Origin of the sequence: Lacihabitans soyangensis, assembly GCF_024343775.1 — a bacterium.
GTDB classification, from domain to species: domain Bacteria; phylum Bacteroidota; class Bacteroidia; order Cytophagales; family Spirosomataceae; genus Leadbetterella; species Leadbetterella soyangensis.
This window is the reverse complement of the sequence record NZ_RJUF01000186.1, coordinates 1-13,520: the sequence shown is the minus strand read 5'-3', so window position 1 is coordinate 13,520 and position 13,520 is coordinate 1. Positions and strand designations below refer to the sequence as shown.

15 protein-coding genes are annotated in these 13,520 nt (G+C 35.3%); 11 read left to right on the top strand and 4 right to left on the bottom strand.

What is annotated here, in order from left to right; translation table 11 throughout:
• Positions 1 to 288: 288 nt before the first annotated feature.
• The 10 genes from EGI31_RS22105 (at position 289) to EGI31_RS22060 (ending at position 9,589) form a co-directional block, all read left to right on the top strand.
• A complete protein-coding gene (locus EGI31_RS22105) occupies positions 289 to 510 on the top strand; it encodes a hypothetical protein (protein ID WP_255039368.1) in 222 nt (73 codons plus the stop codon).
• 21 nt (positions 511 to 531) lie between these two features.
• Complete coding sequence (locus EGI31_RS22100) at positions 532 to 771, top strand: hypothetical protein (protein WP_255039367.1); 240 nt, start codon at positions 532 to 534, stop codon at positions 769 to 771.
• A gap of 47 nt (positions 772 to 818) precedes the next feature.
• Complete coding sequence (locus EGI31_RS22095; RefSeq protein ID WP_255039366.1) at positions 819 to 953, top strand: hypothetical protein; 135 nt, start codon at positions 819 to 821, stop codon at positions 951 to 953.
• A 192-nt stretch (positions 954 to 1,145) separates the two neighbouring features.
• The gene (locus EGI31_RS22090) at positions 1,146 to 1,877 is read left to right on the top strand and encodes a DUF6577 family protein (RefSeq protein WP_255039365.1); all 732 of its coding nucleotides are present in this window, start codon (positions 1,146 to 1,148) and stop codon (positions 1,875 to 1,877) included.
• 23 nt (positions 1,878 to 1,900) lie between these two features.
• Positions 1,901 to 2,401 carry a nucleotidyl transferase AbiEii/AbiGii toxin family protein gene (locus EGI31_RS22085; protein ID WP_255039364.1) on the top strand — a complete coding sequence of 167 codons (501 nt, stop codon included), beginning with the start codon at positions 1,901 to 1,903 and terminating at the stop codon, positions 2,399 to 2,401.
• Between the two features lie 216 nt (positions 2,402 to 2,617).
• A complete protein-coding gene (locus EGI31_RS22080; protein WP_255039363.1) occupies positions 2,618 to 2,935 on the top strand; it encodes a hypothetical protein in 318 nt (105 codons plus the stop codon).
• A gap of 659 nt (positions 2,936 to 3,594) precedes the next feature.
• Positions 3,595 to 5,031, top strand: a complete 1,437-nt coding sequence (locus tag EGI31_RS22075; protein ID WP_255039362.1) for a capsule assembly Wzi family protein — start codon at positions 3,595 to 3,597, stop codon at positions 5,029 to 5,031.
• A gap of 474 nt (positions 5,032 to 5,505) precedes the next feature.
• Positions 5,506 to 5,817 (top strand): hypothetical protein, encoded by a 312-nt coding sequence (locus EGI31_RS22070; protein ID WP_255039361.1) that lies wholly within the window; start codon positions 5,506 to 5,508, stop codon positions 5,815 to 5,817.
• Positions 5,818 to 6,490: 673 nt separating this feature from the next.
• Positions 6,491 to 7,081 carry a Crp/Fnr family transcriptional regulator gene (locus EGI31_RS22065; protein WP_255039360.1) on the top strand — a complete coding sequence of 197 codons (591 nt, stop codon included), beginning with the start codon at positions 6,491 to 6,493 and terminating at the stop codon, positions 7,079 to 7,081.
• Between the two features lie 144 nt (positions 7,082 to 7,225).
• Positions 7,226 to 9,589 (top strand): TonB-dependent receptor, encoded by a 2,364-nt coding sequence (locus tag EGI31_RS22060; protein WP_255039359.1) that lies wholly within the window; start codon positions 7,226 to 7,228, stop codon positions 9,587 to 9,589.
• A gap of 210 nt (positions 9,590 to 9,799) precedes the next feature.
• Here the strand turns inward: EGI31_RS22060 and EGI31_RS22055 are convergent, their stop codons facing one another.
• A complete protein-coding gene (locus EGI31_RS22055; RefSeq protein ID WP_255039358.1) occupies positions 9,800 to 10,102 on the bottom strand; it encodes a hypothetical protein in 303 nt (100 codons plus the stop codon).
• A 495-nt stretch (positions 10,103 to 10,597) separates the two neighbouring features.
• Between EGI31_RS22055 and EGI31_RS22050 the strand changes: the two genes are divergently transcribed.
• Complete coding sequence (locus tag EGI31_RS22050) at positions 10,598 to 10,981, top strand: hypothetical protein (RefSeq protein WP_255039357.1); 384 nt, start codon at positions 10,598 to 10,600, stop codon at positions 10,979 to 10,981.
• A gap of 378 nt (positions 10,982 to 11,359) precedes the next feature.
• Here the strand turns inward: EGI31_RS22050 and EGI31_RS22045 are convergent, their stop codons facing one another.
• From EGI31_RS22045 to EGI31_RS22035, 3 genes are all read right to left on the bottom strand, one after another.
• Positions 11,360 to 11,611, bottom strand: a complete 252-nt coding sequence (locus tag EGI31_RS22045) for a DUF4113 domain-containing protein (protein WP_255039356.1) — start codon at positions 11,609 to 11,611, stop codon at positions 11,360 to 11,362.
• A gap of 39 nt (positions 11,612 to 11,650) precedes the next feature.
• Positions 11,651 to 12,127, bottom strand: coding sequence for a hypothetical protein (locus EGI31_RS22040; protein ID WP_255037995.1), 477 nt, complete (start codon positions 12,125 to 12,127; stop codon positions 11,651 to 11,653).
• A 112-nt stretch (positions 12,128 to 12,239) separates the two neighbouring features.
• A complete protein-coding gene (locus EGI31_RS22035) occupies positions 12,240 to 12,545 on the bottom strand; it encodes a helix-turn-helix domain-containing protein (protein ID WP_255037994.1) in 306 nt (101 codons plus the stop codon).
• Positions 12,546 to 13,520 lie beyond the last annotated feature (975 nt).

Sequence of the window (13,520 nt, the reverse complement as noted above, 5' to 3'; positions counted from 1 at the left end):
TTAAGTTATTTATGTAGGTTCTAAAAAAGTATTTAAAAAACATTAAAAAAATAAAAAAACACACTACAAATAAAAAATTAACCCGAGTGTGTGTATTATTTTTCCCTACGGGGTAAGAATCCTTTCCAATCCATATCCTTTAATCCCCCCAACCCCCCTTTTTTCCTTTTCCTTTCCAATGGTTTTATTTTGGGAAAATGGCTAAGAACCGCATAAAATTTTATGGCACCGTCCTACAAACTATGGTTGTTGAAATATACCTTTACAAAAAGCATTCATCTTTGATAAATGGAGTTTCAAAATTGTTTAGCCTTGGAAAGGCAGGAATTAATAAGGGCATTTGACAGTGACCTTTTACCACCGGTTATTGCCGTTAGAGAAATAAATCTCTTATTGACAAATCCTGTTCTGAAAGGGGAAAACCTTATACCTATTGCAGGTATAAAGAAGAACAATGCTTATGCCTGGTTTCAGAATGGCATACCTTCTTGTTGGGTAAGAGCTAGCTAGCGTAACTACAGAACAGCCTATTTGAAGTATGCCAAAGAATTTTTAGGGTTTTCAGAAAGTAAACTATCTCAGGAGTTCGATATAGACCATTTATTTAATCAAAGTCGTGGTCTCAAACATAAAGAAGGTTTTTTGAGAGTTTTCCCTGTAGCAAAAAATGTAAACCGTTCTCATGGAGTCGTTATTGAAGGGAGACTAACTGAAACTGAAAAGGCAAGAGATATTAAATTAATGCATTTTATGACCTTTTTTCCATTCTAAAAATTCTCGGGGTAAAGGTTCCTAAGAATAAGGAAGATGCTGCGAAAATGGAAATAGTAATTAGTGCAATCACAGCAACGGGCAGTTGGTCTCGAGAAGATGTTTATCAAGCTTTGGTTAATTTATTGGGTCGCCTGAAAAGTCCACAAAATCTCATTACCATTAAGGTGCCAGCTTGTTAAATTTGCGTTTGATGAAAATAAATCATCCAGTCCCTGTTTGTGTCCCCACAAACAGTAACCTAATTAAGTTTAGAACATCACAAATCCTCAAGGTGTGGTCGCTGAACGTTGTCGAAATGTATCTTTCGGCAATAATTTAAAATTTTGCCAAAACATAATTTTTTATTACCTTTGTGGCATAAAATAATTCTTATGCCAGCCAAGCTAGAAAATTTTGTATCCAATACCCTAAGTTCAGGGGCGGAAATATCTTTGTCAGATTTGACAGAAAAGATTAAATCTAAGTTTCCAAAATTGAAAGAGAACACTCTTCAGGTTTATATATCTCGTTTGAAAAAGTCCGGACTGATAAAGAATCCTTCCCGAGGAATCTACAGCACGGAAAACAAACTCGATTTCTGGTTTCCGATAAACAATAATCTCAAAAAAATCTTCAACGAAATCCAAAATCAATATCATTACATTAATTTTTGCATTTGGGACACCTCAGTACTCAACGATTTCATGATTCATCAAGCCTTCCGAACCTATCAAATCATTGAGGTGGAAAAGGACGCAGTTAACCAGGTTTTTCAGTTTCTGAGTCAAACCAAGCAAAATATTTACTTAAACCCCAAAACAGAAGTATTTCAAAACTATATTAATCCTAATACCAATCCCGTAACAATAGTCAAGACATTAAAATCAGAGGCACCAGTTAATACTTTAGACTCTGTACAGATACCTACTTTGGAAAAAGTTTTGGTTGACATAATATCCGATCCTGAAATATTTTCCGCACAGCAAGACGAACTAGAGCATATGTTTAAAACGGCATTGGAGCGTTATAGCATCAACAAACAAAATCTCTTGCGTTATGCTACAAGAAGAAACCGAAGAGAAGAAATAAAAAACATTGTAAATAAAGCTTTGGCAATAAATTAAAAATTTGCTGAAACATAATAATTATGATAGACCCTCAATCAAACCAAATAGCCTGGATAACAGAACTCCGTAATAAACTCGGAAACAGAACCGATCCTAAACTAATTGAAAAGGTCATTTGGGCTCTAACTTTGTTGGAACAATTAACGCTAAGTGGACTATCCTTCACTTTCAAAGGAGGTACCGCCTTGCTTCGGGCAACAAAAGAACCAAAAAGGTTCTCCATAGACATTGATATCATTACGCAACAAACCGAGTCTGAGATTCTAGGGATCCTAGCGAAATTGGTTAACAATCAAATCTTTATAGCCACAGAAAATTATTCCAAAAGAAAGCACGCCCAAGACGCTCCATTGGGTCATTACAAAGTTTTTTACAAAAGCCAAGTTGATGGAAAAACAGAGCCAATACTTTTAGACACACTATACACAGCATGTCCATACCCCGTGGTGAGGCAAATTCCAATAGATCATTCTTGGATACAAAATAGGGGAGAGGTCACCATGGTTCATGTACCAACCTAAGAATCCATCTTAGGCGACAAGCTAACGGCATTTGCACCAACCACTACTGGAATATTATATACCAAGAATCGTCCCGTAGAAATAATCAAACAGCTATTTGACATAGCGTTTTTATTCGATAACATCCAGAAATTTACTGACGTTAAGACAAGCTATCAGAAAGTGGCTCTGGAGGAAATAGGTTTCAGGAAATTATAAGTAACACCAAGTGATGTATTGAGAGATACCTTGCAAGCTTGTTACAAATTAGCGGAAAGAAATACCAAAGACCCAGAATTCGAACAACTGCGGAGAGGAATAAACAACTTCACCAATTTTACAATACAGCGTTTCAGAATAGAAGAAGCCATCAGAGCAGCAGCAAAAACAGCATATCACACAAGACTATTGACCGCAGAAACCAGAATCCAAAGGTATGCCACCCAAGAAGTGATAAAAGACTGGACAATCACATCTCCCGTATATCCAAAACTCCAAAAACTAAAGAAAAACAACCCCGAAGCATACTACTACTGGTATCTGGCCCTAGAATAAATAAGCAACTTATCCTCATATGTTCGTAATAGAGAATTGTATCTCTATTCCAAATATGACCATCCCCCACAAAAGGACCATTTATAAACTATAATAGCGAAAACACAATTTCTCGTTTCTTAATTAAGCAATATTTGTTGCTCATCTTACTTATTCTATGTTACTAAACACTTAAAACTAGCTCGACTATCCACAATTAATAGCTATATATTTTTATATTGAATTAAATTTTTCAAAAAAATCAAGTAGATTATTTGATTAAAATCCACTAGTATCAGAGTAAATATAATAAAGTGAATATAAAATTCATAAACATATTGATAGCCCAGAGGGGTGGTATTATTATAGCAAAAATGACTCCCTTTGAGTAAAAACCCCTGAAGGATTTTAATTTTCAAGCAGTTATAGTGAGTTTTTTGATTTAGGCGGACACCATTAATTAAAATTTAATTGTAAATCAGATAACTACAAAATCAATCGATTTTCGACCCATAATGCAAATTGTCACCTTATATTAGTATTACAGCACCAAAACATATTATCTGTATACCCATTGGCTAATATGTTGTCATTCCTTCGGATATAAACAGTATAACTTCCTGATAAAGCAAAAAAAATTTAAAATAATAGGTATCGCAGTTTTTTGGAAAGTACTGCTTTTGATAATTCTATTAAACGCTGAGCTTTCGGCACAAAAAATTGGTTTAAATGTTGAATTTGAATCAGGATATAGCCTGAGTTCACACTCAGAAGTACCGTTTTGGCAGAGAGCAAATCATTATGGAGCCCGACAAAAAACTGGAAATAAAGGATTTATATCGCAAACTTCCACTTTACGAGGTTATCACAAAAATAAAGATTTTAAATATGAAGTTAAAACAAGTACATTGTTTACCATCGAGCGTAACAGTAAATTTTTGTTGACAGAATTAAACTTAAAATTAAATTACAAAGACTTATGTTTAAGTCTAGGTCGGAGTAGAGAACATTATGGGCTGACTGATAGTACCACAAGCTCCGGATCAATGACTAACTCCCATAATGCATTACCAATTCCGCAGATAAAAATAGGTCTAAGTCAATATAAGAAGTTATTGTTAAAAATTTTATTTATTAAAGGACATTTTTCTCATGGATGGTTTGGAAATCAGAAATGGGCAAGCCACTATTATTTACATCAAAAAAACATAAGTTTGCGGCTAGGAAAAGATAACGCCAGATTTAATATGTATGGTGAAATAATGCACAACACCCAATGGGGAGGAAAACCTAAATACTCGATGGCAGAAGGAGAAACGAGATATATAAATGGCAGATTTCCATCCGGATGGTACACATACAAAAATGTAGTTTTTCCGTTATTGAACCCCAAGAAGGATTCAACAATCAATATTTCGGCATTTGATTATGAAAACAGATTTGGGAATCATATTGGTCAAATAAGTTTTGGTGGTTCTTTAGATATGGCCTTTTCTAGATTTGTAGTATACAAAGAATTACTTTTCGAGACTGGACAAACATTTAGTAGCTTAACAAATATAGATGATGGTCTCTACGGTCTATCATATGTTTCCAAATTAACTAAACCTTATACAAAAAGACTTAGCGTTGAATATTTCCAAACCACTAATCAAGGAATGTACAGACCTGGGTTATTAAAATTATTTAGAATAAAAGGAAAACATTATGGTCGCAACAGAAATAACTATTATAACCACAACCAATATTTAGACGGATGGTCTTACAACGGGAGTAACATTGGTAGTCCATTTATTATACCACGGACGGAGTTAAATTTACTTAACGATACCGCCTATTCTTCATATATGTTCCTTTACAATCGCGTAAAGGCATTATATCTTGGGGCTGAAAATAATTTTTGGAACATGACATTCCTTACTAAAATTTCAGTAAGTAGTAATTTTGGACAAAGAGATGGTTCATTTCCAGATAGGAAACAGTTTGCTGGAAATATTAGCTGCACAAAAGAATTCGTTAAAAGCAAAAGTAGCGTAATACTTAATGTTGGATTAGATCGTGGTGATTTATTACCGCAAAATCTTGGTGTTCAATTGGCATGGAAAAAACTATGGTAATTAACAGCTTGTCTCAACGAGTGTTATTAGTTATGGTTTGACTCATAAAAGGTGTTTTTATCTAGTGGTACGTCAAACTACATCAAATAATAATGTGTCTGTAAATGCTTATCTAAAACGAGTATTTTTTAAATAATTAACGGTGAATTTATAATGAATAAATTTAGAAGATCTTGCTACTTCCAATGGATAGAATTTAGAAGTAGTAATTTTTCTTGAGTATTTATTAATAAGCTAGTTGAAACCCCTATAAACAATTACGCAATATTATTGTTGGCTTTATACAACTTCAACCCCCTAAACGCTTGGATAAGTTTGAAAATCAGAGGTTAGTGGTTTTAGCGAAAAAGTGAGTTCAAAAGGCAATTCAAAATTCAATAAACTAAAGCGAGAGAATGATTGTTTGACGCTATTATTGGCTGAAAAGTAAGTGATTATCAGTATCAAAACGACTTGTTAAAAAAAGAGATGTGCATGGCTAAACGAAAACATTTGGCTTTGAAGTTTAGCGATTCCATTTTAACAATGGTGGAAATTTTAGAAGTATTAGATCTAGCCCAAAGTACTTTTTTATATAAACCAACTCAGAATAGAGGAAAGCATAAAGGTCGGCAATTAAGCAACGTTATAAAAACAACGGAAGCTCAACTCATAGCAAACCAAAGGGTTGTCAACGAAATAACAGTACTATTAGCTCAGGAGTTTGTGGATTATAGCTATTTGAAGGTAAGGCATTGTTTAAGGCAAGAAATAAATTATGTCAAAAATTCAAAATTTTTTACATAACACAAAGAAAATGAACAAAGTGCTAATATAATACCTCTTAATAGCCGCCAATTAAATAGAGAATGGGTATAGGATCTTACTCCAAACCCAGACTCGATTTTTCGTATTTAGAATTTGACATAAAATATTTTTATGTGTATAAAAAGCGAAGAATTCTCTAGTATTGACAGTATTTGATGTAAAAATTAGGTTGGTTTTAGGACCGTTTACGGTATGGAAAATAATAGAAAAGCACGTTAAGGAATTATTTGAAGAAATTTTTAGCCAATATGAATGACCAGAAACAATTTATGTTCACAATAATAACAGAAGTCTACTCGTGGCTCATACAATTCAATAGTCGTTTGCAGGCAAAAAGTACCCCAACTGTAGTAAGGGAGTTAAAGAAAACCGCAACCCTTGAACAAAATGCTCATATTGAATCATGTTACAGGCTGACAGAAAGGGTAATATGTCAACAAGATCAATATATTGACCTATGGGTTAAGCAAATACTTTTTTATTATCGGTATATTAAAATAATAATTCACATTCAGTAACATGTGGACTTAACACGTTTATCTAATTTTAAAGCTATATTTGTTCAAAAGCTACCTAAAAGTCTAAAATTAACCTTCAAAATTAACACCAAACTTGTGTGCTCCCACTATGGTTGTTAACTACTCCCAAAATTATGTTTGATAAACTCATAGCCCATACTATCCAAATTTGCAAACTAGAGGATTCTGAATTGAAGGCCTACTACCTTAGTTTTCAACTCAAAGTGTTTAAAAAGAAAGAGTTCCTACTAAAACCAGGAGAGATTTGCAATTTTATAGGTTTCGTGAATAAAGGTTTAACTCGCCAATTTTACACCAATAACAACGTCGAAATTACCGTTTATTTTGCTGAAGAAAACAAATACACAACCGAGTACACCAGTTTCCTGAGTCGCAAACCATCCTATTTTTATATTGAAGCATTAGAAGAAACGGAAGTACTGATGGTTAATTATGACCGAATGCAAGAACTCTATTCCAAATCTCTAAATGGGGAACGCTTGGGTCGACTTATTTGTGAACAGGTCTATCTTTTTCTTGCCGAACGTAACCTCTCCCTTTTGATTGAAAGTCCAGAGGAACGATACCTCAAATTAGGAAGAGATTTTCCTCACATTTTACAGCGTGTACCGCAACATCAAATAGCCTCCTATTTGGGTATTAAACCTGAGTCATTAAGTAGAATTCGCAAAAGAATGTCAAAAAAAACTAATTTCTTTACCTAAGTCAACAGGCTATCCTTCGCTTCTTAACCCAAGTCATTGTTTCGTATTCAGGATATTATCAATTTTGCAATGTAATCATCGGCCTCACATATTACTTTGGTTGCAACATTGGAATCGATTATTCTGAATAATTAATATTTTTTTATGAGAAACTTACTCTCGTCATTATTCTTCTTGGTTATTAACTTAAGTGCTGTTTGTGGACAACAGGTTATTAAAGGCCGCGTGGTTGATGATGTTACTCAATCGCCATTACCTGGTGCATCCATCAGTATTCTAAACACTCAACTTGGTACACAAACTGACGTGGAAGGAAACTTCAGAATCCAAAACGCTCCATTTGGCAGGCAAACCCTGAAGGTAAGCTATGTTGGCTATCAGACCAGCCTCATACCGAATATTCTAATTGCTGTCGGAAAAGAAGTGGTTCTAAACATAACATTGAAAGAATCATTGATTATCGGTGAAGAAGTGGTGGTAAGTGGAAACAGAAAACTAGATAAGACACTGAGCAATAATGAAATGACAGCAGTATCGGCACGTTCATTTAATATTGAAGATACGCGTCGATATGCAGGCTCATTGGGCGACCCATCCAGAATGGCTGCTAATTTTGCTGGTGTAGCACCTGCAAATGATTCAAGAAATGATATTGTGGTCAGAGGAAATTCACCTTCTGGCTTACTTTGGCAAATGGAGGGTTTGAATATCAATAGTCCAAACCATTTTGGTGCTTTTGGTACCACAGGCGGACCCGTAAGTATGCTCAATAACAATGTGTTAGATAAATCTGACTTTATGACGGGGGCCTTTCCCTCTTCTTATGGCAACGCACTCAGTGGAGTATTTGATCTAAAAATGCGAAGCGGCAACAAGGATAAATATGAGTTCTTGGGTCAAATAGGTTTTAATGGCATTGAACTTGGAACCGAGGGGCCGATTTCAAAGACCTCCAAAGCCACCTATCTCCTGAATTATCGCTACACCACTTTAGGTTTGTTTAATAAAGTTGGTATTAATTTCGGTACCGGTGATGCCATTCCTATTTTTCAGGATTTGAATTTCAAAATAGATTCGCCAACTGGCAAAAAGGGAAAAGTTTCTTTGTTTGGCATTTTGGGTAAAAGCAACGTAGACTTCTTGGGAAACAGTCTTGATTCCCTAAACATCAAGACTAATTTTTATGCGAATGAAAATCAAAATACTCGAACCAAATATAAGGCAATCACCGTAGGCCTCATTTATGAATATCGCTTCTCTCCATCATGGTTTTCTAAATTGAGCATTGGCCTTTCGGGCAACGAGGAAAGTGTCACCTTAGATTCCATCGGTATCGTTAATCGAAATGCTTTTTTGAGCAATGAGCTTTATTTTAGCCAGAATAAATGGATGCTTGCCTATCTTTTGACAAAAAAAATCAATCCCAAAACAAGCTTAACTTCGGGAGTGACAATAGATTTTTTATCTTTTGAACTGTCTCAGATCGACTATTTTAATGAGGCTAAATCCGCTCGAATAGTTCTAGGAACAAAAGACAATACCACCATTATTCAGGCCTATTCCTCATTAAGACATTATTTCACACAAAAGCTATCTACCCGTATAGGGCTACACTTTCTGCAGCTTATGCTCAATAATATGTCTGTTTTAGAACCTAGAGCGAGCCTGACCTATGAATTGTCACCAACCCAATCTTTAAGCTTTGGCTATGGTTTGCATAGTCAAATGCAACCGCTTACCTCCTATTTTGCCAAAACGTATTCCATGGGAAGTGTTTTTGAAACGAATAGAAATTTGGATTTTACCAAGAGCCATCAGTTTGTGATGACTTTTGACAATAACCTTGGTGAAAATCTCCGGTTAAAGGTAGAGGCCTATTATCAAAGGTTGAGCAAAGTGCCAGTTGAACAAAGAAGCTCTCCTTTTTCTATGCTCAACCAAGGCTCTAGTTTTGCTCAAGTCACTACCGATAGTCTTGTTAATGAGGGTTCAGGTTCAAATACAGGCCTAGAGCTGACATTAGAGAGATTTTTTTCTAAAGGGATGTACTTTTTGATTACTACCTCTTTGTTTGATTCAAAATATAAAGGAAGTGACGGAATAGAACGTAACACCGCCTTCAATGGCAATTATGTTTTGACTTTTTTAGGAGGTAAAGAATGGAATGTGGGTAAAAAATCGACTGTAGGTATATCAATAAAATATGGAAATCAGGGAGGTCGTTATTTTACACCAATAGACTTTGAGGCCTCCAGAATCAAAAAAGAAGCTGTTTACGTTAACAGTTTGGCTCATTCTGTCAAACAAAAAAACTACAGCCGTTTTGACCTTCGATTAACTTGTACTTATGACATGAGGAAAATTAGGCATGAATGGTCCATCGATTTGCAAAACGTTTTTAATACCCAAAACGTTTTTAGTGAAGATTATAACGTCAGAACCAATCAGATTGTCACTCAGTACCAACAGGGATTTTTTCCGGTTCCAACTTATAGAATTTTGTTTTAAAAGACTTTTAAAAACCAAAATTGAGCATTTAGAGAATAACAATCACTTTAAATAAAGTCAATATGCCCAATATGAATATATCGAAATAAAAGACTTTCTTGGAATCAAATAGATTGGATGACTTTCTCAGTTTCTAAGCGTGACATCGCCTTTAAGAATGGTTGATTGTTGTCTTCAGCGGGTCTGTAACGAACCGGTATGGTTACTTAACTAGTATAAAAACCAAACCCTTAAATTATTTAGTGTCCTTCGGGATTGATTCTCTCTATACGGGTACTGTTCATATCCAAGTCGTACATGATGCCTGAATAAACCGATAGAAAGATGGACCTTTTGACGCATCCAAGCCTTTATTTCGGACTTCGGCATGCTTATATCAAAATTGTTGTCATAAGCCACCGCTCCTTCAGACAGATTTTGTTCAATTTGCTCTTCAAATTTATTAGTAATAAAAACTGAAAGGAGGCAGGCAACATTTTTCTTGTGTTCGTTGGAGTGCGATATACCACCCAATGGGCTTTTGATGTCTTTGTCGGGAACTATGAAATACTTCCAAGGCTGGTATTAATGGAAGACGGGCTTAAACGAGGTATCTCCTCTAACTGTTATATCTTTTCTGCCGGATTTATTCCGTCAGGATTGGTATTTTTGGTGGAGTGTTAAGTATTTACTTCTTAAAGGAATTGAAATGAGTTCCGTTCCTCCTGAAAGGAACTAATATTGTATTCAAAAAGCAAGTAAATAAATTTTTCTAAACCTGTCTAAGGTATAAGTGGTTAGGCCAATATAATTGAAATTTTATCTAGATGTTTGGCGTTTTACTCTGTGAAAAACAGTCACTTTTAACCAAGAGAGCAAGGTTGGAAAAGTGAAAGTATATTTCTAGTTGTATTTCGTCGCCAAATATCAACTGGTTATCACTATTTATTTCTATTTTTCTTTCATAAGGTTAAAAATTTATCATTTTTACTGAGAGTTATATATGTTAATCCAAAATTTGAATCATACATGCGTTCAATCAACTATGCCAAGTTAATTTTAATATTTTCTTTTTGTTTGTGCTTTAAAACAAGTGCGTTTACATCGGTAAATGAAAAGACAACACTTGATGATTATCAATTATTGATTACTAATGTAAATATTGATAAATTACTTGTTTCTTGGGTTATGAATAAAAATAATAAAATTGATTTTGTTTATTTACAAAAATCTGTTAATAGAGAATCATATAGGAATATTGCCAAAGTATATTATCGGGGAATTAAAGCTTATGCAATTGAGGACATTATATCACCTAATCAAACTGTTTTCTATCGTATCGTATTAGTCAGAAAAAATGGCAATTTTACTTTTTCTTCTACGGTAGAATACTCATCCAACCATAATTTTTAAATTTTAGAATAGATAAAGTATACGGAATGCATGATTATTGTTTTTCGGTTTAGGTTTAAATATGATTTTTGTATTTAACATAACTTAAATTATACAACAATCAAATGGAGTTTAAAAGCATGATATCTTATCATATAACAGCTCAACAAATTCACTTTTAAACTTACATTCTTACAAGTATCATCTGTTATTCATATTACATAAGTCCTTTGTAAATGAGATAAGCTTCTTTGGTCGAAATTGGGAAAACAGGGAGCGTAAGTGCCCTCTTAGATATCCTAAAAACTCCCCCACCGGGAGACAAAGGGTCTAACACACCAATCCCTCTAAGATATTCCAAAATAGTCCCCCACCGGGGGATTTAGGGGGCTTTAGGATTTAAAGGGCTTTAATCACAATACTCTCCTCAATCCGATGATATCGTGGTGAAAGACGCTCTTGTTTCTTTGTCCACTTTCTGTCCAGGTCTTGGGCAGCCAGTTTAATAACATTACCTTTTACGGTTCGGTTAATGATGTTCATGGCCAGCATAACCTTATTATGCTTTTCATTTATCGCCTCAAAAATCGTCATTATACTGCAGCTTAGTTTGTATAGGTTTCCGGTTGAATATCTTAAACCGAGAAACATTTTTTTTAGGTTAGGTGGGTGTCGCTTTTGACTAGTTTCTTAGGTCAACCTAAACATTTTGTTTAATCGGTATCTTACTTTTTGAAAGATAGTCTCTTGATTGAACTTAGGGGTAGCTATTTTTAGAAAGTAGTAAATATCCCCTCTATTATTAGTAAAGGGATCATTTACGTCTAATTGTTCATCCGCATCAGAGAATGATTTTAACAGGAAGAAAATTCGTTTTTTAATCTCTAAATAGTTTTCGGGTTCCTGCAGAATAAATTTATTCAAATAATCAAACTTGATTTGAATACCAATTTTCCCTAAAAATTGAATTAAATACCAGACGGAATTATCTGTTTTTGGAAACTGATGTGATTCATAAAACTTTTTATAACCCTTTTGAAATACGCTATGGCTTTCATTCTTATCTCCATAAAGCAGTGCCTTAGCCCTTAACGGTTGAAACCTCCCTCCTATCACAAGTTCCGATTTAGCAAAGTTTCTCCTCCATTGTGCTTCTATATTTTGCATGTGCTTTAATATTTTAAATCCGATAAACGACTATTTGAATCTTACATAAATACATATTTACATAAAAACACAATCATGTAAAACCATAAATATGTAAAGTTTATTTATCTTTTCATTTTCCCCCCACCGGGGGGCTAGGGGGGCCTAAATACCCTTCCAAAATCCCAATGGCTTCTCTAATACCAGCCTTATCATGTTTCAAGCTTCTAAGCATATTATCTTCGGTACCAAAGAGATAATTTGCATTAATATCTGGATAAGCTTTGATGAATAGTTCTAAAGTTGAGTAGGTCGGCTTATTCTTCCCGTGGATAATATTCAGTACCTTTTCTGGCCTGCTTTCTCCTACCGCTCTAGCCATCTCAGCAGCCGATAGCCCATAATGATCCATTATGGCTTTGAACCTCTCAGCAATCATATTCTTTAGTATTTATAATACACAAATGTATGTAAATTCTATCAATATGCCGAACTCCCCATTTCGACAACTAAAAAGTTAGGTATGAAAACTCCCAGTAACTACTAACCGGTATACCAATAACCTGTCAACCAGTACCCAATTCACCAATAACTCAATAAGGAGCTTCCCCCATTAAAAGTGCTAATGAAGAAATTGCAGCGGCAATACCCTAAACACTTTTAATGGGGTCGGGCTATCCGCTCATAGTCCTCGCGGCTTCTCCAGCTGTGGGCTAACCGCTACTATCCCTAAGCCAAATCGGTTTTAAGAACACCACCATGCACTTGTCAAACATACTTTATCTTAAATAAAACTCTAGAAAGACAAGAGCATGGCGTTCACTATCGGTCACAGCATCTGTGGTTTTTCCCTTGTCAGTTCGAGCGGTAGTCGAGAACAGTTCGAGAGGAGCGGGCGGCGTACCGTACGAGAACCAAAACCACAGAAGCTGAGTACAAGCCCACCCAGCCCTCGCTTCTGGCTTTGGCCTCTGATTTGAGACATCGCTCAACCAACGCAACAAATCAGTACCAAATCCACCCACGCTCCCACCCCATTATTAAATTGGAATACAAAAGTCCACCACTACACAGCATTTTTTACAATCGATTATTTTCAACGGTCACAAATGCCGTGTAGCGTTCACTGTCGGTGGCAGTACATGGGCTTTCATACTCCCTCAAGATAAAGTTTTTCCATAAGCCCATCATCTGCATCAATTGTATCCATTTCCATTAGGACCACGGTTAAGTAATGCCAGCTTCCCTCCTACTCCACCGTTGAATCGGATAACAAAAGTCCACCACTACACAGCATTTTTTACAATCGATTATTTTCAACGGTCACAAATGCCGTGTAGCGTTCACTGTTGGTGGCAGTACATGGGCTTTCATACTCCCTCAAGATAAAGTTTTTCCATAAGCCCATCATCTG